This is a genomic window from Neobacillus sp. 204 (assembly GCF_046562815.1).
Taxonomy (GTDB): domain Bacteria; phylum Bacillota; class Bacilli; order Bacillales; family Cytobacillaceae; genus Neobacillus.
On the sequence record NZ_JBJORY010000006.1, the window covers coordinates 297,032 to 318,698 of the forward strand.

Genomic DNA, 21,667 nt, shown 5'->3' on the forward strand with positions numbered 1-21,667 from the left:
ATCTATAGAGATTTACGCAATTGAATGATTTCCATTGCAATTGCAGCAGCTTTACTTAAATCACTTTGTCGCTCTGCTTCTTTTTGTTCCACTTCTTTTTCTTTTATCTTTAACAATTTTTGATAATTCAACACCTGTTTGATATAATCAGTTAATTCCTGACTGGTTAACTCATCGTTTATGGACATCATTTCAATGTTTGCAACCATTCTTCTGAGATTATCATCTTGAATATAGGACAAAAATGCACTTGAGTCAGGTTGGAAATGATCTTCATAAAATCCTAGTAGATAGGTTATTATTGCCTGATGTTCATCAATATTAAACGTATTACCTTGTAATAAATCCTGTACTTTATATGCCACATCACGATCCTTTAACATGTGAGCAATCAATCGTCTTTCTGCGGTATAATGAGCAGGCTTAAGTTTACTAACTTGCTTCGGGACTATAATAGGCTTCGTAACAGGTTGCTTATTTCCAGATGATTTTCTTTTATCTGCGAAGAATATCTCTTTTTGCTGTTGTTTTAAAGCATCTAGAGAGAGTGAAAATTCAGCTGCAAGCTGCCGTAAATAGTGATCCCTTTCAACCGCTTTTTCCAAAGTGCTAATTTCCTTAATTATCACTTCGATATATGCAAGCCTATCTCCTTCAAGTTGCAGATTTTTACCTCTGCGAAAGTAAAGAAATTTAAACGCCATCCACGTAAGACTTGCCCCGATAACCTCGTTACGGAATTTTTCTGAGCCATTTTTTTTAATATATTCATCAGGGTCCATTCCATCAGGCATCATCGCAACCTTTACTTGAAAGCCGGCATTGTTAAGATGGTTACCAGCGCGAAACGCTGCTTCAATCCCAGCCTTATCAGAATCGTAGCAAATGGTTACGGATTGGACACTTTGCCGTAAGAGGGCAATATGTTCATCTGTCAAGGAAGTCCCCATCGTGGCTATACCATTTTCCACACCAGAGCGATCTGCAGAAATTACATCAGCAAATCCCTCAAATAAAACAGCAAATTGCAATTTTTTTAAATTTGGCTTCGCATTATGGTAATTGTATAAAATTTTACTTTTATTAAAGATTGGCGTTTCAGGACTATTTAAATATTTGGGCTCTTCGGCCCCTAGTGTTCTTCCTGAAAAAGCAATCGTATTGCCATTACGATCAAATATCGGAAACATAATTCGATCCCTAAATCGATCAAAAAAAGTTCCATCTCTTTCTCGTTTAATAATTAATCCGGCTTTCTCCATCCATTCTGGTGGAAAATCTCTTTTTGAAAGAAATTTAACAACATAATCCCATGAATTTAAAGAATACCCAATTTGGAACTTATCAATAGATTCTCGAGTAAATCCCCTGCTAAGCAGGTACTCCAAAGCATGTTGACCCTCTTTTGTATTTACTAGCAAATGATGGTAAAATTTCTGTAATAGCTCATGGGCTCCAAGAAAGGCTTGATGCTCTTGCGAAACCTTTTTCTCACCGTGTCCGCCTGATAAATTTATTTCTAGGTCAATATTAGCCTTCGCAGCTAGTTTGCTTGCTGCTTCTTGGAATGATAATCCTTCTAGTTCCATTAAAAAAGAAAAAACATTACCGCCTGCGCCACAGCCAAAGCAATGGAAAATTTGTTTATCAATTGATACAGAAAATGATGGGGTACTTTCTCCATGGAATGGACATAATCCGAAGTAATTTCGCCCCTGTTTTTTCAGTTGAACATAATCGCTGATTACTTCGACAATATCAACAGCTTGACGAATTTGATTAATCTTTTCTTCGGCAATACGCTCTGCCATGAAAACAACTCCATTTGTACTATTCGGCAGGCATTCTTAAATTCCTGCAAATTTCGACAAAATTTTTCCTCAAATACTATCCCCTTCGGTGAAAAACTTGAATACCCTTAAGCAGAAAAGCGGATGCCAGTCCACTATCCTACGTAATTGTTATATCCCCTTTCACAGCATGGTTCATAATAAAAAATCTGTAGCTGCCTTCCCTGTGTCAACATATTTCCAGAATGCATATGTAGAGTTTTCTTTCATATGATGGTCGCAGGAGGCAACGAAAAGAACACCGCGCTATATTCCATAGCTATTTCGACAATCTCCGCTTTTACCGAGCATGAATCTGCATCGACAAAAATAGTCGGATTGCCTTTTACTTAAGTATTAATTCTACATCACTCCGCATATTCCTTCTTTAACAAATAACTTTTGTAAAAGGATTTATGTCGAATTCTTTTTAGGGGGTCCCCTTGACATCTAACAATAAATAGTTTATTCGTTCATAAGCAAGTCTAAACCTAAAAAGATATATTTTTATCACAATTTTTTATTATAGTACATTTATTATCATTTTACCATAACTTTTTATCATTATTACGCAACTTTCATTCAGAAGAAAACACATAATCAAATGATTATGTGTTACACTCTCCCTTTATGGATATAATTTAAGATAACATTTGCGGTCTCTTCTACCGCTTTATTGGTAACATCAATGACAGGGCAATTTATTTTTTGTACTACTTTTTCAAAAAAGATTAACTCCGCTTTTATCCTGTCAAGCGTTGCATAACTTGCTTTATCATTTAACCCTAAAGAAATTAATCGTTCTCGCCTGATATTATTTAACTTTTCAGGACTTATTTTCAAACCGAAACATTTCTCGATTGGAACTCTATATAGTTCTTCTGGAGGATCCACTTCTGGTACAAGCGGTACATTGGCTACCTTTAATCGTTTATGAGCTAAATACTGTGAAAGTGGTGTCTTTGAAGTTCTTGAAACCCCAATTAAAACAATATCTGCTTTTAATATTCCTCTCGGGTCACGACCATCGTCATATTTTACGGCAAATTCGATTGCTTCCACTTTTTTAAAATAATCTTCGTCTAGTTTTCGAACAAGCCCAGGTTCACATAAAGGTGTTTTTCCGCTAAACTGTTGAATTTGATCCATAATTGGCCCAATTAGGTCGACAGCAATAATCCCTTCTTGTTCTGCTCTATTTTTAATATATGTACGCATTTCAGGCTTTACAAGTGTAAATGCAATCATAGCTTTATCCATTAGAACGAGTGAAAGAACTTCATCAATATGTTCCTTATCTTCTACATAGGGAAATCTTTTTAATGACATTCCTGACCCATTGAATTGACTTATTGCAGCTTTGGTAACTAATTCAGCCGTTTCCCCCACTGAATCGGATACCACATAAATAATTGGCAAACTCATTCTCCCTCAACAACCCCTCTAACGTTATCTTGTTTATTCATCACCCAATGCAACAAATGCTTTTGTAATGTTTGTTTTCGTAATTCTTCCGATTACCTCAAATCCACTTTCTGATTTCCGAACAATGGGAAGTGCATCGATTTGTTTTTCAATTAATTTCTTAGCGATATCAATTAATAAATCATCCCGTTCACACATTGTGATATTCGGCATCCTGGTCATAATGATATTTACTGGGATAGTTGACAATTCTTGTTTACCAATACTTGCTCGGAGCAAATCTTTTCTGGATAAAACTCCAACAAGAATGGTGTTTTGATCCACTACAAATAATGTTCCCACATCTTCAAGGAACATTGTACAGATTGCATCATAAACGGAGATATTTTCATTTACCACAACAGGAATGGATTGATAATCTTTAACGTAGATCTTTTGTAAATTCTCGGTTAAAAGCTGTGTCCCCGATTTTCCGGTATAAAAATAACCAACACGTGGTCTGGCATCTAAATAGCCAGCCATTGTCAAAATGGCCAAATCCGGCCGCAGTGTCGCTCTAGTCAAACTTAGTTGCTCTGCAATATGTTCTCCGGTAATAGGTCCATTTTCTTTTACAATTTGCAATATATGTTCTTGCCGTTTGGTCAGTTCGATTGTTCACACCACCTTTTTATTTACCGATCTGAAGAGGTCTAAATTGGTTTAACCTTCAAAAGACTATACTTTATTAGGAATATTATATACTAATGAATCTATTAAGAAAACTCGCCAAGTGGCGAGTTTTCAATTAAAACATCATTTTTTCTTGCAAAAAGCTAACTAGTTCAACAATTGGGATGCGTTTTTGTTCCATTGTATCACGGTCACGAACTGTAACCATATTATCATCCTTAGAGTCGAAATCATAGGTAATACAGAACGGAGTACCGATTTCATCATGACGGCGATAGCGTTTTCCGATCGAACCTGATTCGTCAAAATCCACTGAAAAATGTTTAGCTAAAGTTGCGAAAACTTCACGTGCTTCATCAGACAATTTCTTCGACAATGGAAGTATTGCTGCTTTAAACGGAGCTAATGCAGGGTGGAAATGCATGACCGTTCTAGATGTCCCATCTTCAAGCTGTTCTTCATCATAGGCATCAATTAAGAATGCTAACGTTACCCGGTCTGCTCCTAATGATGGTTCAATACAATAAGGGACATATTTTTCATTGGTTTCAGGATCAAGATAATGGAAGTCCTCACCTGAATACTCCATATGCTGCTTCAAATCATAATCCGTTCTAGATGCTACTCCCCATAGTTCTCCCCAACCAAACGGGAACTTATATTCAAAATCAGTTGTCGCGTTACTGTAATGGGATAGCTCATCTTCGGAGTGGTCACGAAGCCGTAAATTTTCTTTTGTAAGTCCTAATGACATTAACCATTCTTCAGCAAATTGCTTCCAATAATCGAACCATTTAAGCTCCTCGCCAGGCTTACAGAAAAATTCAAGTTCCATTTGTTCAAACTCTCTTGTCCGGAACGTGAAATTCCCTGGGGTAATTTCATTTCGGAAACTTTTACCAATCTGCGCAATACCAAACGGCATTTTCTTTCTCATTGTCCGCTGTACATTTTTAAAATTAACAAAAATTCCTTGGGCTGTTTCAGGACGAAGGAAAATTTCATTCGTACTGGATTCGGTCACCCCTTGGAATGTTTTAAACATTAAATTGAACTGACGAATTCCAGTAAAGTCATGACTGCCGCAATCCGGGCAGGCGATATTGTGTTCTTTCACCAACTCTTCCATTTTTTCAAACGGTAAGCCATCAACAACCATTTCAATGCCTTTTTCATCCAGAGCATTTTCAATTAATTTATCGGCGCGATGACGTGCCTTACAATTTTTACAATCAATCATCGGATCATTAAAGTTCCCAATATGACCTGATGCTTCCCAAGTACGCGGATTCATCAGAATACTTGCATCTAAACCCACATTATATGGTGACTCTTGAACGAATTTTCTCCACCATGCCTGCTTTATATTGTTTTTAAATTCAACGCCTAGCGGGCCGTAATCCCAAGTATTTGCAAGCCCTCCGTAAATCTCTGAACCAGGAAAAATAAATCCTCTGTGTTTTGCGTGTGAGACAATTTGTTCCATTGTTACCTTCATTGAAATTACTCCTTTAGATAAATTTAATTCAAACAAAAAAACTCCCGTTCCTATGCTTGTTAAGCATAGGGACGAGAGTTTACCCGCGGTTCCACCCTATTTGCTGCTAAAAAGCAGCCTCTTTTATTACAAAGATTGCTCAGGAACGCCTTCGTTAGTTCTCTATACCCTAGCTTTCACCATCCTAGGTTCGCTTTTATAGAGGATTACTAAGTACTCTTCTCCGTCACAGCAATTATTTTATTAAGGCTCTTTTCGTAAACTTTTTGCTTTAGGAACTTTATAAAGGTCCATTACTAAGTTTCTAGGCAATTTTTGCAAATGTTCTTACGAAAAGATGCCACGAAGCATCTAGTTATACGAGTTGATGTACTTATACGAAAAACAACAATCTATGCGAAAATAGCCTTTATTAATGAAAATAATAACGAAAACTCCAAACATTGTCAACAAGGCGATTATAAGAGATTACGAAATTTATCCATAGAATTAAGAAACTTTTTGGATTTAAGATGCAAACCAGAATACTCTTCATAGTAAGCAGTAATAACTTTCTTAAGTTCGGCTTTCGTCTCTTCTTTAACAGAAATATTTCCTAACCTTGAAAGATCAAAATAATAAAATACCCTTAATAATTTTACTGTTGCTGCTGAAATTTTAAAATGATATGGATCCTTACCGAGACAACGATGACAGATAAATCCGCCTTCTCGAATTGAAAATGAAAATTGTCCGTCTTTACTGCCGCAAACGGAACAATGATTTAAAACTGGGTTCAAACCCATCACATTCAGCATTTTCATCTCATAAATATTCATAAGAATATCAGGGTCGTAACCTTCATTCAAGTAATTTAATGTTTGAAAAAGTAATTCAAAATGATAAGGATTTGGTTTTTTTTCTTCCGTGCATTTATCGGTTAATTCGACGATATAACTAGCATAGGCTGTTAAAAAAATGTCTTCACCAATCGACCGCAGGGAAGTAGCTGTTTCTCCTTGCTGCAGGCTTCCTAAACCAGTTCCTCTTGTAATGAGAAAATAACCATGTGTAAAAAGCTGTGTAATGGAGGAAAGGCGGCTGTTTGGCTTTTTTGCACCCCGAGCCATAACACCCACCTTTCCCCATTCTCTAGAATATATAGTTACAATTTTATTTGTTTCACCATAATCTGTTGTTCGAATAACGATGCCTTCACACTTCTGAAGCACTATTATCACCTTCTAAAGTAGTACGAAGACAAACTTATGAAACGGGAAAATCGATTTGTGCTAGCTCATCATTCAGATTTCCGGGTATTTCTTGGTTTTCCTTCTCTAGTTCTTTAATGAGAAGGTATGTGTCAATATTACCTGTTTGGAGGAATACTTTCCACGTAAAATCCATCATCGAAAACCCCACCTTTCATATTTAGCCTAGCTATCATTCGGTCCCAAACCTTACAATTATCATAGCCTGCCAGCGCATAAATCATAAGACAAATTTTTTGTTAATGTTGTCCATGCATAATTTGAAATAAAACGTAATATTTTAGTTAGGGTTATTAGAAAAGAAAAAGCTATTTAATATTCATCTTCATTGAAACCATAATCACGAAGCTGGGACATCTTATTACGCCAGTCTTTTTGAACTTTTACCCATAATTCCAGGTACACTTTTGATCCCAATAGATTTTCAATATCTGCACGTGCTCGCTTACCTATTTCTTTTAACATACTCCCTTGCTTACCAATAATGATTCCTTTTTGTGAATCACGTTCAACAATAACCGTTGCCATGACATCAATCATATTTTTCCCCTCACGACGCTCCATTTTGTCAAGCACCACAGCTAACGAATGGGGAATTTCTTCTCTGGTTAAGTGAAGTGCTTTTTCCCTTATTAACTCTGTAATAATAAAGCGTTCCGGATGATCTGTCACTTGGTCTGCTGGGTAGTATTGTGGTCCCTCTGGCAAGAAAGACTTAATCTGGTCGAGCAGTCGTTCCACATTATTACCTTCTAGCGCTGATATTGGCACAATTTCTTTGAAAGGATATTTTTCTTGATATGACTCAATGATTGGCAATAACTTATCAGGATGGACTTGATCAATTTTATTAATAACAAGAAAGATTGGCGTAGTTACTGTTTGAAATTTTTCTAGAATAAATTCTTCTCCACGTCCAAATCCTTCTTCTGCATTAACCATAAATAAAATCAAATCTACTTCTTTAAGTGTATTTACAGCTACCTTCATCATAAAATCGCCTAATTTATGTTTTGGTTTATGAATACCTGGAGTATCTATAAAAATCATTTGGGCGTCATTTACGGTTAAAACGCCTTGGATTTTGTTACGAGTAGTTTGCGCCTTATCACTCATGATGGCAATTTTTTGACCAATTACTCTATTAAGAAACGTAGATTTCCCCACATTAGGACGGCCTATAATCGAAATAAAACCTGACTTATAACCTTTGCTTGAGTTCTCATTATTTAACATGGAGATCCTCCGGTGTAAAAGCTCCAGGCAATAAATTTTCCACAGTTATTTCTAAAATATCACCTTTTAGGTTGGTTAGAATAACTTTCATATCTTTGGAGCATAATTCTGAAATTACTTGCCGGCAAGCACCACATGGGGAGCAAGGTCGGTCTGTATCTGCAACTACAGCAAGCATTTGAAAATCCTTATCTCCCTCTGAATAGGCTTTAAATAAGGCAGTACGCTCTGCACAGTTACACATACTATAGGCAGCATTTTCTATATTACAGCCAAGATATACTTTTCCATCCTTTGTTAACAAGGCGGCACCCACTCCAAACTTGGAGTAGGGGGCATAGGCTTTTTCCCTTGCCCTTTTTGCTTCTTCAATTAAGTGTTCAATGTTCACTAGTGTGTTCTTCCCTTCCAGCAGAAATCTGCTGTTCCTTTATTTTAACTCAAAATTCATTGAAAATCATTACTTAAAGTCAAAAAAATTCAAAAAATTAGAATTTTCTCATAAATCAACCTGTCCTCTTTTTTGGCTGATAAGTTATTTTACCGAATTCACCATTCCATTTCAAATCACGGTCAAATTCCATCTCCACTGCCTTATAATAACGCTAGAACATAGGGTAAAAAAATAACGATCCCTATGGCTATGGAAAGAATCGCATAAACAAATACCGCACCTGCCGCCAAATCCTTTGCCTGTTTTGCCAAGGGATGATATTCGACTGTAACGAGATCAACAACTCGCTCAATCGCGGTATTTGCTAGTTCCAGTGCAAACATTCCTCCTATAGCAAAGAGGATAAATAACCATTCAGTTTTAGTAATTGAAAAATAATATGAGATAAACAAAACAACAATTGAACAATAGAAATGGAATCGCATATTTTTTTCGTCTCTAAGGGCAGTTGCTATTCCCGCAAATGCATATGAAAATGACCGTAAAAACCCTAACCATGATCGTTTAGCGTTTGAGTCCATATTCGTCTAAAATTTCCTTCTGCAGTGTAAACATTTCTTTCTCTTCTTCTTCCGTCATATGATCATAACCGAGAAGATGCAAGAATCCATGTACAGCTAAAAAGCCGAGTTCACGTAGAAAAGAATGTCCATATTCTTCAGCCTGTTCAACTGCTTTAGGTATAGAAATAATGATATCACCCAATACACGGGGCATATCAGTTCCCACAAGTTTCACTTCACCTTCTCCGAGCTCTTCCATAGCAAACGATATAACATCGGTGGGCTTGTCTTTGTCACGGTATTCTCGGTTAATCTCCTGAATTCTTTCATTTGAAACAAATGTGACAGAAACTTCACTTTGCTGTTCAATATTCTGTTTTTTAGCGGCAAAGTTAATGATCCTTTCGATTTCAAGCATTTGCTCTTCTGAAAGTTTTTCGGTTTCGTCGATACAATCTATTAGTAATGTCATGCTTGCTTCACCTTCTTTATCATTTCTGGATACTCAATTCTAGAGTGAAAAATTCCTTTTAAGGTTTCACATAAAGCTTCAGATACAGTTTCAATTTCTCTCATGGTTAGATCACATTCATTTAATTGTCCATCTTGAAGACGATCAGCAACAATTTTCTTAACGAGTGATTCAATTAACTCCGGCGTAGGCTGCGATAAAGAGCGAACCGCCGCTTCCACACTATCAGCAATCCCCACCACAGCAGACTCTTTTGTTTTTGCCTTAGGCCCAGGATATCGATAGTCTTCTTCCTTCACTTCAGCATCACCTTGGATTGCTTTGTGATAAAAGAATTTTAGTAAGGTGGTCCCATGGTGCTGTTCGGCGATATCGATAATTTCCTTAGGCATATGGTATTTCTTTAAAATAGCAGAACCATCTGTCACATGAGCAATAATTATATTCGCACTTTTATCTGGCGGAAGGCGATCATGAGGATTCTCAAGATGCATCTGGTTTTCGATATAAAAATTAGGTCGCTTAGTTTTTCCAATATCATGATAATAGCTTCCTACTCTGGCTAAAAGCCCATTCGCGCCGATTGCCTCACAGGCAGATTCCGCTAAATTCGCAACCATCACACTATGGTGATAGGTTCCAGGTGCTTCCATTAAAATCTTTCGAAGCAATGGATGGTTTGGATTTGATAGTTCTATCAGCCTCATCGTTGACAAGATTCCAAAACTCGCCTCAAAAAAAGGAAGGAGCCCGATTGTTAATACAGCTGAACCTATTCCTGAGACAAGCGCTGTGATTAAGTAATATCCATACTCAATTCCAGAAAATTGTCCATTGGGTAAATACATTAAGGCTAAAATCGTCAGCAAATTGACGAGCGCTGCAAATGATCCTGCTTGCAAAATCTTCGAACGACGATTTTGATTGCTTAAAAATAGGATACCCGCTAAGGAACTAAATAGGATATAAATACCCTCCGAAAAATTTAATGTCCCAGTAATCCCTTCATTAAATAAGATACTGCCGCAAACAGCCATGATAATGGACATAAGAGTGGCTAGTTTTTCATCAATTAATATCTTAATTAACATTCCACCTAATGCTGCTGGGAACAGATAGCCAATTCCAGCATAATTAAAAATTTGGAGCATACTGATGATTTTCATAATAAGGACCGTAAGGATAAAAATGATCCCAAACAACAACAAGTCTGTTTGTCTCTTTTCTGGAATCAATTTTATTTGCGAAAAATAAATATAGATAGAAGATAAAATGATCGTTATTAGGACCATTAATCCAATAAAAGGTTTGAACGATCTCTCATTATGTAGGAGGCCGACAAGCTTTAATTGTCGATAAATATCTTGATTAATTAATTCTCCTTCTTCTACAATAATTTGTCCCTGAAGGATTTTGGCCGGCTCTACACTTTCTACAGCTTGCTGCCTAAGTTCCTCAGTTGCATTGGGGTCATAAAATTCATTTTGAATAATAGCATACCTGCCTAATTCAATGACACCAGTTCTTAAATTATCATTTAACGTGGTATATTTTAATTCTTCCTCTACCCTTTTTTTGGCATTCTCCACATCATCTGCAGAAATTCGTTGAGCCATAACATTATTGATGGCCGTAACGGTTAAATCCTTAGCAATAGAAAGTTCATCATTACTGGCTTGGACTAAAGCGGTGAAAACCAACTCAGAGAGTCCTTTGGATACGTTCGGTGTTAATTTTGCTTTTAATCGGTCAATTTTTTCAGAATCACTTGGTTCAGGTTTTGCAGGATTTTCTTCAGTAGCTACCTCTGCGTGCTTTTTAATTTCTTCTTCTATTTCATCATTCATTTCAACAGTTGCTTGAAAAATAGAGCTAATTAAATCCACTCGATTTTGTGTGTACTCTTTTTTTAAGGTATAGACATCCTGTACCTGGTCGATAGCGTCCTTACGCTTATTTTCAGTACTTTTCTTATCTTCCACTGTCCCTGGTGATCGAATTGTTTTTTCTGCAACGGAAAACAGGCTTAAATCTAATTTCTCAGGTTTTACATTACTATACATCGCTGCAAATAAAACTGTACCTAACACAATAAAAAATAGAACTAGAAAAAAAGATATATCTAGCAGCTTACGTATCCGTATGAAGTATTGCTGAAGTTTACCCAACTATATCCCTCCAACCACTGCCCTTGAAAAAAGATTCATTTTTTCATAAATCAATTCTCAAAAATTGTCATATTTTCACTGTTCTTGCTACATGTAAAATGATAACAGTTTTTTGAACAAGTTTCACCTTCTTTAGGAGAAGATTTGTTAACGGTACATTTATTAGAAAGACTGTGTTAAACTTGTCTGTTGATTTCCGCTTCAGGCGCGAGCGGTTCGCGGGCGTTGCGGGGAGCCTCCTCGGCGCTTTTAGCGCCTGCGGGGTCTCCCCTGCCCCGTACTCCCGCAGGACATTGAATTGGCTTCCTTGAATCCGCCCACGCACGAAGGAAATGCGATAGCATTTTCGAGGAGTCTTCGCGCCTTCCGCTCCAATCAACAGAGTGGAAAAATCAACAATACCCTTTAACACAGCATTAGAAAAAAGAGGTAAACCTTAAATAGGTCTACCCCTCAAGTTATTGTTGAATTGCTTTCTTTTCGTACGCGTCAATAATTTTGCCAACAAGTGGATGACGAACCACGTCAGTTTGTTCTAAAAAGATAAAGGAAATCCCGTTAACATTTTTTAATATGGATTCCGCTGCAACCAAGCCGGATTTTGCTCCTTTTGGCAAATCAATTTGAGTTTGATCACCTGTAATAACCATTTTGGAACCGAAACCAAGTCTTGTTAAAAACATTTTCATCTGTGCATGTGTAGTATTTTGTGCTTCATCCAGTATGACAAAAGCATCATCCAATGTACGTCCTCTCATGTAAGCGAGTGGGGCAATTTCAATTGTCCCTCGTTCCATTAACCTTTGGGTATGCTCTGCCCCTAATACATCATGGAGCGCATCGTATAAAGGCCGTAAATAAGGATCCACTTTTTCCTTTAAGTCCCCAGGTAAAAATCCTAGACTTTCCCCCGCCTCCACTGCAGGTCTTGTTAGGATGATTTTATTTACCTGACCATTTTTAAGGGCATTGACAGCCATAACAACAGCTAAATAAGTTTTTCCTGTTCCAGCTGGCCCAATCCCAAATACTAGGTCTGTTTTCTTGATTGCCATCACATATTGTCTTTGACCCAGTGTCTTTATTCGTATGGTTTTTCCTTTAACATTTTTGCCGATTTCTTCTTCATACAAATTCACAAAATATTCTAATGTCCCTGCATTCGCCATTTGGACTGCATATAGGACGTCTCTTTGGCTGATATTTATCCCTTTACGAATCACAATCATTAACTTATCAAGAATCTGACCTGCCAGAATTACCTTTTCTTCATCCCCTGACAAACCAACAGCTTCACCACGAGTTATGACTGTGACACCAAGTTCCTGTTCAATTATTTTTAAATTGGAATCAGAATTGCCAAGCAAACTAATTGCTTCTGCAGGATTTTCAAGCTGTACATTTATGGTAGTTAACTTTTCTGTCATTCACTAGTCTCCTTGGAAATCGGTTGTCCGACCGCAATATTTTCAATTACCTTAAAATGAATATCCAGTATAACTTTACCATTTTTATTTACTTTGTGTAAAATTTTTTCATCCTTTATGATAGCATCCTCATCTAACCGACCTTTTATTTGTTTTTTTGCAAGTTCAATTGCAATTTGCTGGGCCTCTTTAATTGAATAGCTGCGTTGTACCTCTTCTCGCTCACGAAGGGTCTTATTGAGATAGGAAATTGGCAATTCCCACTTCAAGAAATGAATCTTATGAACATTTTCTTCGGTTTCATAGTTACTGAATTTAGGCTTACCAAATCCCCAAATAGGGAGCTCAAAATTACCAAGTAGAATAAAATGTTTTTCCTTTTCTTTACCATTATAAACTTTAAAGTTGGTGACTAATGGGAGTTCAACATGACTTTTAAACCAAGTTTCACCCCAAACCTCTCCCTTTGCAGCAACCAATTCTGGATTTTCTTCTTGGCCAAATTCACCAGAGACAAGGAGCTGTCCCGCTTCTACATGATCATTAATATCTACCACTTTTTGACCATTTTCAATATACATATTAACAATTACCGCTTTCTTTTTTGCGATAAGATTTCTCGGTGATAAATGCTCTGGCTTTTTGGGCTCATTTTTTTCAACTACCTGAAGGTGAAAGGTTGTCCCTTTTAACTCTACACCAACCCAGGTTAAGTCTCCAACGTTATTAGTCAGCTGCCTTTGGATCCCCTCCACATTATCTGTGAAAAATTGCAACTTTCCAATTTTCACACCCATCTTGTCCAATTCTTTACGAATCTGATACTCTGTCGCTGGCTTTGCCCCTTTTATGTCAATCCCCCAAATAACATTGGATAGAAGTACTAAAAGGACCAAGAATATGCCTGCCCCTGCCAAAAAGCCACTATTTTTTAGCATTCTCCGAAGCAAAAAAGGCACCCCGTTCCTTCGTAAGAAGGATATGGTGCATTCACTTTTCCTTGCATAATGTCGGATGCTCTTGGCATCTTTAAGCCTCATATTAAAAGTTATCGTCTCTGTTCCATGTCGTTTAATATTCCAAATTGGAAGATCATTTCGTATAAGAACATTAATAAATCGTTCTGTTCCCTTGCCCGATACTTTAACGGTAACCCTGCCATTAAAAAATTCGATCCATTGGTTATTCATTTTGTTCCTCCCGGATTATCATTTATATAAATGACCTGATCAATTTTACCTTCAAGCAAAATTTCTTCAGGCAAAATTGTTTTAATCACAAATGATTTACCTTTTATCAATAACTGCCCTTGTTTTAATAACAAGCGGAGTTCTTTATCAGTAAACACCAACAAGCCCCGATGATTTTCGATATAGACATGAATTTGCCCTATCATCGTAATCCGTGGTAGATCCATCATGACATCTTGAGGAAGATCCATTTTTTCAGCCATCCAGTTACGGATTCGTTGGCCCCATTTTTTCGCCATAAAAAAAGAACCCCCTTTCATCTCATATTTATGAAATGAAAGGGGGTTCTAGCACATCTTTTTCGTTTTAACTAAGTTGATTTATTACTAACTGTTTCTTGGACGGTATGGCTTTTTTGACCGTGGTTCCCCAAGAATTTCAGACCAGAGTATACCATTAATAAGTGTTTTTTCATCTGGTTTTAGCAAGTGGGGTACTTCATCTACTTGATTTGTACTAACTGGATTATTATCGATTTTTTGCTGAGCCATTGACATTCCAATACGATTGACTTTAGGTTCTTGCTTCATTTGCAAGTATTTCTTTTCGAGATTTCCTAGATCTTTGTTATTGAATACGTCTGTTTTGCGCTCTGGGCTAAACGGGCTGGTCTTTTTATCTTCAACATAAGAGATCTGTTTTTTAACCTGTGTTCGAATTTCCTCAAAAGCTGCCTTTGAAAATGGCCTATTTTTTGGTTGACCTTGCTTATGTTTCGACCTGCCAAATAAAACAGAAACAATACCGATGATAATCATAAATACTAAACTTTCCAATAATCACCACTCCTTTCCTTTCCAAAGTGGATTATTGACCGTCTTTTTTGTCTCCTGTAATCTTCCCGATGGAACCCCTCATTTCAGTGTCTGCTGAAATGTTTTTATAGTTCATGTAATCCATTACACCGATATTTCCCGATTTAAGGGCTTGAGCCATTGCAAGCGGAACCTCTGCCTCAGATTCTACAACTTTAGCTCTCATCTCTTGGACTTTTGCTTTCATTTCTTGTTCAAGAGCCACAGCCATCGCTCTCCGCTCTTCTGCTTTTGCTTGGGCAATTTTCTTATCGGCTTCTGCTTGCTCTGTTTGTAACTCCGCACCAATATTTTTACCGATATCTACATCAGCAATATCGATGGAGAGGATTTCAAAGGCCGTACCAGCATCTAGTCCTTTTGAAAGGACAGTTTGGGAAATAAGATCAGGATTTTCGAGTACCTTGCTATGACTATCGGATGAACCAATCGTAGATACAACACCTTCCCCGACACGAGCAACAACCGTTTCTTCTCCTGCACCACCAACAAGTCGCTCGATGTTAGCACGAACAGTTATTCTAGCTTTTGCCTTCACTTCTATTCCGTTCATTGCAACACCAGCAATAAATGGTGTTTCAATTACCTTCGGATTAACACTCATTTGAACTGCTTCTAATACGTCACGTCCAGCTAGATCAATCGCAGCACAGCGTTCAAAAGATAATTCAATATTTGCCCGGTGTGCAGCAATTAGAGCATTAACAACTCTATCTACATTACCGCCGGCAAGATAATGACTTTCCAATTGGTTTGTGGTTACATTTAAACCCGCTTTGTGGGCTTTTATAAGGGGGTTAACCACCCTGCTTGGAGTTACCCTCCTAAGTCTCATCCCAACTAACGTAAAGATACTAATTCGGACTCCTGCTGCCAAAGCCGAAATCCAAAGCATAACCGGTACAAATGATAATAAGATCCCAAATAATATTAAAGCAACTACTACAACGACAATAATAAAAATCGTTCCGTTACCAGCTATCATAATTTAACCCCCTTTTTAATCTAACTCTCTTACAACAATACGTGCTCCTTCAACTTTAATGACTTTAACAAGAGCATTCTGCTCGATAAAGCCACCTTCACTAACCACATCCACTCGTTCATTATTTATAATAACAGTTCCAGCTGGCCGCAAGATCGTTAGGGCAGTCCCTTCTTTCCCCAATAAATCGGTACGATTAATATTGGAAACATATCCATCTTCTTTCCTAGCTGAATCAAATAAAACCATTTTATTAAATAGAACGAGCTTTTTGTTAAAAATCTTTATCATTAGAAAGAAAACTAGTACAGAGAAAAAAATTGCTATTAAGATAGATACCCCGATTTGAATGGCATCCTCCCCCGCTAAAAAAAGGCTCAAAATTAATGCAGCCACACCTAGCGTGCCAGAGATAGCCCCAGGTAAAAAGAATTCAAGGAATATTAGGATTAAACCTGCCACAAATAATAGTAACGTACCATAGCCTGCAAGACCTGCCTGGAAATGCCCATAAAAGAATACAATGAGCGCTAACACACCGATGAACCCTGCTACACCAAACTTTGATGAAAAAAGCTCCAGTACAATTCCGATTCCTGCAATGGAAAGTAGAATAGTTACAACAATCGGGTCAGTAAGAAATGCTATCATTCGAGAGCCCCCTTTCTTTCTTTAGTCTCGACTATTATTATTACGTATGAAGTTCCAATAAGTTTCATTATAAAAATATGCTCTTAAATTGCCTGTTGATTTACGCTTCAATCTACATAGTGGTAAAATCACAATGAGCTTTAAAATAGTCTAAAAATTAAAAAGACCACAAGCCATAGGCCTGCAGTCTTTGTGCCAGAATACTTATGAAAGGTGTTGTTGTACAAGTTTATTTACAAGTGCCCCATCTGCTTTACCCTTAACTTTAGGCATAATCGCAGACATCACTTTTCCCATTTCTGCTTTTGATTTTGCGCCGACTTCAGAAATCGTTTCTTTAACGACCTCTGCCAGTTCCTCTTCAGAAAGCTGTTTTGGCATATATAATTCAACTATAGCCAACTCTGTGCGCAACTTATCAACTAGGTCATCACGACCAGCTTTACCAAATTCATGGAGGGAGTCTTTGCGTTGTTTTACTTCGCGAGAAAGGACTGTTAACTCTACATCTTCGGTAAGCTCTTTAGTACCGAGCTTAATGGCTTCATTTTGCAAAGAAGCCTTAACCATCCGAATGACTGAGAGTTTGTCTTTTTCCTTGTTTCTCATCGCTTGTTTCATATCATTATTCAAACGCTCGAGAAGACTCATGTATTACACCCTCTCTTAAAACTTACGTTTTCTAGCTGCTTCAGACTTTTTCTTACGTTTTACACTTGGCTTTTCATAGAATTCGCGCTTTCTTGCCTCTTGCAAAGTACCAGTTTTTGATACTGTACGTTTGAAGCGACGAAGAGCATCTTCAAGCGATTCGTTTTTACGAACGACGGTTTTAGACATTCTCTTTCCCTCCCTCCGAAACACAACACACTAACATTCAATCCATGTACCTTGCAATTATAATATAACCTTGATACAAGGTCAACTGAAATTCGCGGTGTTAAAACAAGCTTTTTTATTATTTTATCCGATTCGATGAAAAGCATGTCTTTATTTTCTCTTAAAATAGACATGTCCCACCCTAACAGACATAAAATGAAGGAGAGGAGGTCTAGAAATGTTGTACATATTACTCTTTATTTTATGTATTTTAATTTTTATTTTTGGGATGATGATTATTAGGTTTGGGCTGTTTAATTTATCAGAAAATAAATTAAAAGACTGGCTGATTAAATTAACTAGTTCACCTTTAAAAGGGATGCTAACTGGGACCTTCATTACCGCCTTATTACAAAGCAGTACTGCTGTTATGGTAATTACAATTGGATTAATTTCAGCAAGAATTATGACTTTCCCTCAATCAATCGGAATTATCCTTGGGACAAATATCGGAACTACCTTTAAAACAGAGTTAATTACATTTAATATTGATAATGCCCTCGTACCACTTGCCTTCTGTGGAGCAATATTAATTTTATTTCGTAACAAAAAAGCAAGAAGTTTTGGGATGCTCTTATTTGGAATCGCCTCTGTTTTCACGGCTATGAGAGGGTTCGAAATGTTGGCTAAGCCCTTAACATCATTAGATATAATCAATCATTACATTCTCTCGATTAATGATCATATTTTTTTAAGCCTGTTAACAGGTACAATCATAACAGCAATTATTCAATCAAGTACTGCAATGACTGGAATTGCCATGGGTTTTCTAACTGCAGGTCTACTCCAACTTGATGCAGGAATTGCCATTGTCCTCGGTGCTAATATCGGTACTTGTATCACTGCCATCCTTGCCTCTATTGGCGGTGGAAAGGAATCGAGATTAGCTGCCTTTGCCCATGTCTGGCTCAATATATTCGGGGTATTGCTTTTTATCCCGCTTATCCCCACACTCACTGAAAATGCCTCGCTGTTAGCAGATACAAAAAATGTACAATTAGCGCATATAAGTGTTATTTTTAATGTAGCCACATCGTTGATTGTCTTGCCTTTTGCAACGAAGTATGGAAAAATGATTTTATTTTTACACGATAAAACACCTAAAAAGCCAATACCATGAAAACAAGACGGCCATTTAGCCGTCTTATTTTTAATAATTAGCAGTTACGGTTTGACCTTTGACGATGGCAATACTTGAACTTGCCCCGATTCTGGTCGCTCCAGCCTCGATCATTTTTTGGACATCCTCCGTACTTCTAACACCACCTGAGGCTTTTACACCCATGTCTGGACCGACAGTTTTCCTCATTAAGGCAATGTCTTCTACTGTCGCTCCACCTGTTGAGAATCCTGTTGAAGTTTTAACAAAATCTGCACCAGCTTTTAAGGATAGCTCACAGGCACGAATTTTTTCTTCTTGCGTTAACAAAATAGTTTCTATAATAACTTTCGTATGTGCTTTACCCTTAGCCGCATCGACAACGGCACGGATATCCTTTTCCACTAATTCATCGTTATGATCCTTTAAGGCACCTATATTAATTACCATATCCACTTCATTTGCACCGTTCTCAATGGCATTTTTTGTTTCAAATGCTTTTGTTTCAGATGTTGTTGCTCCTAATGGAAACCCAATTACAGTACAAACCATTACACCACTGCCTTGTAGCAACGCTGCTGCGGTACTTACCCATGTTGGGTTTACGCAAACAGACGCAAATTGATATTCCTTCGCTTCTTGGCACAGGGCTTCTATTTGCTTTTTCGTCGCTTCTGGCTTCAATAGGGTGTGGTCAATCAATGCAGCAATATTTGTTGTAGCCATTACCATGCTCCCTTCGCATTCATTCCATTCGAAATTTACCAAATGTTCATGAGTGGATTAGAAAGAAATTTGCTGCTGTTATTAGTTTATCCGAAACACCATAAAAAAAAAGGACCTAAATGGTCCTTAAATGGCAGCTTCTTCTTCCATAAACAATTCTGTTTTTGAAACGGATTCCTCAACAACTCTCACAAATTGTCCTTCGTTGTAAGGGTAGCCTGCTTTGGTAATCTTAACTTTAACAATTTTACCAATCAAATCTTCAGAAGCTGAGAAAACAACTTTCATGTAATTATCAGTGTATCCAATTAAAGAACCAGGATTCGCTTCCTCTTTTGAAACCTCTTCAGGGATTACTTCTAAAACTTCACCCTCAAATTGAGAAGCGTACTCTTTCGCCAGTTGGTCTGAAAGGGAGATCAAGCGATGAACTCGTTCATTTTTAACTTCCTCATCGACTTGATCCTCCATCCGAGCAGCGGGTGTTCCTGTTCGCTTAGAATAAGGGAACACATGAAGTTCAGAAAATTTATGATCATTAATAAAATTATATGTTTCCATAAACTCTTCCTCAGTTTCACCCGGGAAACCGACAATAACATCGGACGTAACAGCAAGGCCTGGAAGAACTTCTTTTAGTCGATCTAATCTTTCTCCAAAGAACTCCATTGTATATTTACGACGCATTCTTTTTAGGACAGAATTCGATCCAGATTGCAACGGGATATGCAAATGACGGACTACAATAGTAGAATGTTTAATTACTTCAATCACTTCATCTGTAATCTGACTAGCTTCAATGGAAGAAATCCGCAGTCGCTTTAATCCTTTTACTGACTCTAAGTCACGAAGTAATTGGGCAAGATTGTAATCCTTCATGTCTTCACCATAACCACCTGTATGAATACCCGTTAGAACAATTTCCTGATACCCTGCATCAACTAATTGCTGGGCTTGACGGATAACTTCCTTCGGATCACGTGATCTCATTAATCCGCGTGCCCAAGGAATAATACAGAATGTACAAAAATTGTTACATCCCTCTTGGATTTTTAAAGAAGCACGGGTTCTATCTGTAAAAGAAGGAACATCTAGTTCTTCATAGACACGACTTTTCATGATATTTCCAACACCATTAATTGGCTGGCGCTCAAGTTTATATTGCTCAATATATTCAAGCATTTTAACCCGGTCCTGTGTTCCCACAACAATATCAACACCAGGAATCGCCATAATTTCCGCTGGTGACGTTTGTGCATAACAACCAGTTACACAGATAACAGCATCAGGATTTTTCCTAACTGCCCGCCGAATGACCTGACGACTTTTTTTGTCACCTGTATTTGTTACGGTACATGTATTAATAATATAAACGTCCGAAATTGATTCAAAATCAACTCGTTCGTAGCCCTCTTGTTTAAATAACTGCCAAATAGCTTCAGTTTCATAATGATTTACTTTACATCCTAAAGTATGAAACGCAACTGTTGCCATTGTTATTCACCTCATTAATTCAAAATGATAAGAAATAGCTGATAATGCATATAAAGGTGCTGTTTCCGTTCTTAATATTCTTGGGCCTAACCCACAAACTGCAAAATCGTTATCCCTTAATAGCCTAACTTCTTCATCGGTTAAGCCACCTTCCGGACCAAAAACGATAAGGAGTGTTTCACCTTGATTCATTTTTTTTAGCGTAGCAGCAAAAACGGAGGTTTCACCATTTCTACTCTCTTCTTCAAAGGCAACTATTTTATAATGAAAATCTTTGCTTTTTATAAGCAAATCTTTAAAGGAAACTGGATTCATGACTTCCGGTAAAAAAGCACGATGGGATTGCTCCGCAGCTTCTTTAGCTATCTTTTGCCATCTGTCTATTTTTTTCGCTGCTTTTTTTTCATCCCATTTTATAACTGAACGGGCTGCTGAAAATGGAAGAAACCGATGTGCACCTAATTCTGTTCCTTTTTGGATAATCCATTCCAACTTGTCCCCTTTAGGCAGACCACTAGCTATTGTAATCGAAATGGGCAGCTCGGAGACGATCTCTATCCATTGTACAACGTCTGCAACAACACTTGTATCGGTAATTTCTGCAAGAGCACATACAGCTTGCTTCCCTTCAGGATCAACACAAATAATTTGGTCGCCAATTTGCATGCGCATAACTTTTACGATATGATGGCGGTCCTCTTCATCGATCAAAAATCGATCGCCATTTGCTCGTTGTTTAACAAAGTATCGTTGCACACTTCCTGCACCCTTTCTAAAAACAATTTACTCTTTATTTTACAAAAGAAAAGTCAGTAATAAAAGTATGGCACGAAA

At 37.5% G+C, this 21,667-nt stretch carries 24 protein-coding genes and 1 other annotated feature; of the genes, 1 reads left to right on the forward strand and 23 read right to left on the reverse strand.

What is annotated here, in order from left to right; genetic code table 11:
• Positions 1-2: 2 nt before the first annotated feature.
• The 20 genes from dnaG to rpsU all read right to left on the reverse strand — a co-directional run bounded on the left by dnaG (position 3) and on the right by rpsU (position 17,475).
• Positions 3-1,811 (reverse strand): DNA primase, encoded by a 1,809-nt coding sequence (dnaG, locus tag ACJ004_RS14820; RefSeq protein WP_410893833.1) that lies wholly within the window; start codon positions 1,809-1,811, stop codon positions 3-5.
• Between the two features lie 633 nt (positions 1,812-2,444).
• Positions 2,445-3,254 (reverse strand): pyruvate, water dikinase regulatory protein, encoded by an 810-nt coding sequence (locus tag ACJ004_RS14825; RefSeq protein WP_410893834.1) that lies wholly within the window; start codon positions 3,252-3,254, stop codon positions 2,445-2,447.
• Positions 3,255-3,287: 33 nt separating this feature from the next.
• A complete protein-coding gene (ccpN, locus tag ACJ004_RS14830) occupies positions 3,288-3,908 on the reverse strand; it encodes a transcriptional regulator CcpN (RefSeq protein WP_410893937.1) in 621 nt (206 codons plus the stop codon).
• Positions 3,909-4,041: 133 nt separating this feature from the next.
• Positions 4,042-5,424, reverse strand: coding sequence for a glycine--tRNA ligase (locus ACJ004_RS14835; RefSeq protein WP_410893836.1), 1,383 nt, complete (start codon positions 5,422-5,424; stop codon positions 4,042-4,044).
• Between the two features lie 64 nt (positions 5,425-5,488).
• Positions 5,489-5,663 (reverse strand) — a binding site (T-box leader).
• A 219-nt stretch (positions 5,664-5,882) separates the two neighbouring features.
• A complete protein-coding gene (gene recO, locus ACJ004_RS14840) occupies positions 5,883-6,635 on the reverse strand; it encodes a DNA repair protein RecO (protein ID WP_410893837.1) in 753 nt (250 codons plus the stop codon).
• A gap of 34 nt (positions 6,636-6,669) precedes the next feature.
• On the reverse strand, positions 6,670-6,813 hold the full coding sequence (locus ACJ004_RS14845; protein WP_066257674.1) for a YqzL family protein: 144 nt from the start codon (positions 6,811-6,813) through the stop codon (positions 6,670-6,672).
• Positions 6,814-6,986: 173 nt separating this feature from the next.
• Entirely contained in the window at positions 6,987-7,910 is a 924-nt protein-coding gene (gene era / locus ACJ004_RS14850; RefSeq protein ID WP_410893839.1) for a GTPase Era, read from the reverse strand.
• Positions 7,900-8,301 (reverse strand): cytidine deaminase, encoded by a 402-nt coding sequence (locus ACJ004_RS14855; protein ID WP_410893841.1) that lies wholly within the window; start codon positions 8,299-8,301, stop codon positions 7,900-7,902. Before ACJ004_RS14855 ends, era begins: the two co-directional genes overlap by 11 nt.
• A gap of 203 nt (positions 8,302-8,504) precedes the next feature.
• Complete coding sequence (locus ACJ004_RS14860; protein WP_410893843.1) at positions 8,505-8,885, reverse strand: diacylglycerol kinase family protein; 381 nt, start codon at positions 8,883-8,885, stop codon at positions 8,505-8,507.
• Positions 8,869-9,339: an rRNA maturation RNase YbeY gene (gene ybeY, locus ACJ004_RS14865; RefSeq protein ID WP_410893844.1), complete on the reverse strand. Its 471-nt coding sequence runs from the start codon at positions 9,337-9,339 to the stop codon at positions 8,869-8,871. Before ybeY ends, ACJ004_RS14860 begins: the two co-directional genes overlap by 17 nt.
• Positions 9,336-11,507, reverse strand: a complete 2,172-nt coding sequence (locus tag ACJ004_RS14870; RefSeq protein WP_410893845.1) for an HD family phosphohydrolase — start codon at positions 11,505-11,507, stop codon at positions 9,336-9,338. The genes ybeY and ACJ004_RS14870 overlap by 4 nt, the downstream gene beginning before the upstream one ends.
• Positions 11,508-11,574: 67 nt before the next feature.
• Entirely contained in the window at positions 11,575-11,832 is a 258-nt protein-coding gene (locus tag ACJ004_RS14875) for a hypothetical protein (RefSeq protein ID WP_410893846.1), read from the reverse strand.
• Positions 11,833-11,965: 133 nt separating this feature from the next.
• Positions 11,966-12,934 carry a PhoH family protein gene (locus tag ACJ004_RS14880; protein ID WP_410893847.1) on the reverse strand — a complete coding sequence of 323 codons (969 nt, stop codon included), beginning with the start codon at positions 12,932-12,934 and terminating at the stop codon, positions 11,966-11,968.
• On the reverse strand, positions 12,931-14,124 hold the full coding sequence (gene yqfD / locus ACJ004_RS14885; RefSeq protein WP_410893848.1) for a sporulation protein YqfD: 1,194 nt from the start codon (positions 14,122-14,124) through the stop codon (positions 12,931-12,933). The genes ACJ004_RS14880 and yqfD overlap by 4 nt, the downstream gene beginning before the upstream one ends.
• Complete coding sequence (yqfC, locus tag ACJ004_RS14890; RefSeq protein WP_410893849.1) at positions 14,121-14,423, reverse strand: sporulation protein YqfC; 303 nt, start codon at positions 14,421-14,423, stop codon at positions 14,121-14,123. The genes yqfD and yqfC overlap by 4 nt, the downstream gene beginning before the upstream one ends.
• An 87-nt stretch (positions 14,424-14,510) precedes the next feature.
• Positions 14,511-14,960 (reverse strand): hypothetical protein, encoded by a 450-nt coding sequence (locus tag ACJ004_RS14895; RefSeq protein ID WP_410893850.1) that lies wholly within the window; start codon positions 14,958-14,960, stop codon positions 14,511-14,513.
• A gap of 31 nt (positions 14,961-14,991) precedes the next feature.
• The gene (gene floA, locus ACJ004_RS14900; RefSeq protein WP_410893851.1) at positions 14,992-15,984 is read right to left on the reverse strand and encodes a flotillin-like protein FloA; all 993 of its coding nucleotides are present in this window, start codon (positions 15,982-15,984) and stop codon (positions 14,992-14,994) included.
• Between the two features lie 15 nt (positions 15,985-15,999).
• Positions 16,000-16,635, reverse strand: coding sequence for an NfeD family protein (locus tag ACJ004_RS14905; RefSeq protein WP_410893852.1), 636 nt, complete (start codon positions 16,633-16,635; stop codon positions 16,000-16,002).
• A gap of 204 nt (positions 16,636-16,839) precedes the next feature.
• Entirely contained in the window at positions 16,840-17,286 is a 447-nt protein-coding gene (locus tag ACJ004_RS14910; protein WP_410893853.1) for a GatB/YqeY domain-containing protein, read from the reverse strand.
• 15 nt (positions 17,287-17,301) lie between these two features.
• Positions 17,302-17,475 carry a 30S ribosomal protein S21 gene (gene rpsU / locus ACJ004_RS14915; protein WP_007087607.1) on the reverse strand — a complete coding sequence of 58 codons (174 nt, stop codon included), beginning with the start codon at positions 17,473-17,475 and terminating at the stop codon, positions 17,302-17,304.
• 217 nt (positions 17,476-17,692) lie between these two features.
• Here rpsU and ACJ004_RS14920 point away from each other — a divergent pair, with 217 nt between their 5' ends.
• Positions 17,693-18,634 carry a Na/Pi symporter gene (locus tag ACJ004_RS14920; RefSeq protein WP_410893854.1) on the forward strand — a complete coding sequence of 314 codons (942 nt, stop codon included), beginning with the start codon at positions 17,693-17,695 and terminating at the stop codon, positions 18,632-18,634.
• A gap of 30 nt (positions 18,635-18,664) precedes the next feature.
• Here ACJ004_RS14920 and deoC read toward each other — a convergent pair whose 3' ends face one another.
• The 3 genes from deoC to ACJ004_RS14935 all read right to left on the reverse strand — a co-directional run bounded on the left by deoC (position 18,665) and on the right by ACJ004_RS14935 (position 21,589).
• Complete coding sequence (gene deoC, locus ACJ004_RS14925) at positions 18,665-19,339, reverse strand: deoxyribose-phosphate aldolase (protein WP_410893855.1); 675 nt, start codon at positions 19,337-19,339, stop codon at positions 18,665-18,667.
• Positions 19,340-19,465: 126 nt separating this feature from the next.
• Entirely contained in the window at positions 19,466-20,833 is a 1,368-nt protein-coding gene (mtaB, locus tag ACJ004_RS14930; RefSeq protein ID WP_410893856.1) for a tRNA (N(6)-L-threonylcarbamoyladenosine(37)-C(2))-methylthiotransferase MtaB, read from the reverse strand.
• Positions 20,834-20,839: 6 nt separating this feature from the next.
• Positions 20,840-21,589 carry a 16S rRNA (uracil(1498)-N(3))-methyltransferase gene (locus ACJ004_RS14935; RefSeq protein WP_410893857.1) on the reverse strand — a complete coding sequence of 250 codons (750 nt, stop codon included), beginning with the start codon at positions 21,587-21,589 and terminating at the stop codon, positions 20,840-20,842.
• Between the last annotated feature and the right edge of the window lie 78 nt (positions 21,590-21,667).

Bases quoted from the DNA above. Each gene is read 5' to 3' on its own strand.
- ACJ004_RS14920 (WP_410893854.1), top strand. From the start codon at position 17,693: ATGTTGTACATATTACTCTTTATTTTATGTATTTTAATTTTTATTTTT.
- ACJ004_RS14905 (WP_410893852.1), bottom strand. From the start codon at position 16,635: ATGATAGCATTTCTTACTGACCCGATTGTTGTAACTATTCTACTTTCC.
- yqfD (WP_410893848.1), bottom strand. From the start codon at position 14,124: ATGAATAACCAATGGATCGAATTTTTTAATGGCAGGGTTACCGTTAAA.
- era (WP_410893839.1), bottom strand. From the start codon at position 7,910: ATGTTAAATAATGAGAACTCAAGCAAAGGTTATAAGTCAGGTTTTATT.
- rpsU (WP_007087607.1), bottom strand. From the start codon at position 17,475: ATGTCTAAAACCGTCGTTCGTAAAAACGAATCGCTTGAAGATGCTCTT.
- ACJ004_RS14825 (WP_410893834.1), bottom strand. From the start codon at position 3,254: ATGAGTTTGCCAATTATTTATGTGGTATCCGATTCAGTGGGGGAAACG.
- dnaG (WP_410893833.1), bottom strand. From the start codon at position 1,811: ATGGCAGAGCGTATTGCCGAAGAAAAGATTAATCAAATTCGTCAAGCT.
- ACJ004_RS14860 (WP_410893843.1), bottom strand. From the start codon at position 8,885: ATGGACTCAAACGCTAAACGATCATGGTTAGGGTTTTTACGGTCATTT.
- ACJ004_RS14835 (WP_410893836.1), bottom strand. From the start codon at position 5,424: ATGAAGGTAACAATGGAACAAATTGTCTCACACGCAAAACACAGAGGA.
- ybeY (WP_410893844.1), bottom strand. From the start codon at position 9,339: ATGACATTACTAATAGATTGTATCGACGAAACCGAAAAACTTTCAGAA.
- ACJ004_RS14880 (WP_410893847.1), bottom strand. From the start codon at position 12,934: ATGACAGAAAAGTTAACTACCATAAATGTACAGCTTGAAAATCCTGCA.
- mtaB (WP_410893856.1), bottom strand. From the start codon at position 20,833: ATGGCAACAGTTGCGTTTCATACTTTAGGATGTAAAGTAAATCATTAT.
- ACJ004_RS14910 (WP_410893853.1), bottom strand. From the start codon at position 17,286: ATGAGTCTTCTCGAGCGTTTGAATAATGATATGAAACAAGCGATGAGA.
- ACJ004_RS14845 (WP_066257674.1), bottom strand. From the start codon at position 6,813: ATGATGGATTTTACGTGGAAAGTATTCCTCCAAACAGGTAATATTGAC.
- floA (WP_410893851.1), bottom strand. From the start codon at position 15,984: ATGATAGCTGGTAACGGAACGATTTTTATTATTGTCGTTGTAGTAGTT.
- deoC (WP_410893855.1), bottom strand. From the start codon at position 19,339: ATGGCTACAACAAATATTGCTGCATTGATTGACCACACCCTATTGAAG.
- yqfC (WP_410893849.1), bottom strand. From the start codon at position 14,423: ATGGCGAAAAAATGGGGCCAACGAATCCGTAACTGGATGGCTGAAAAA.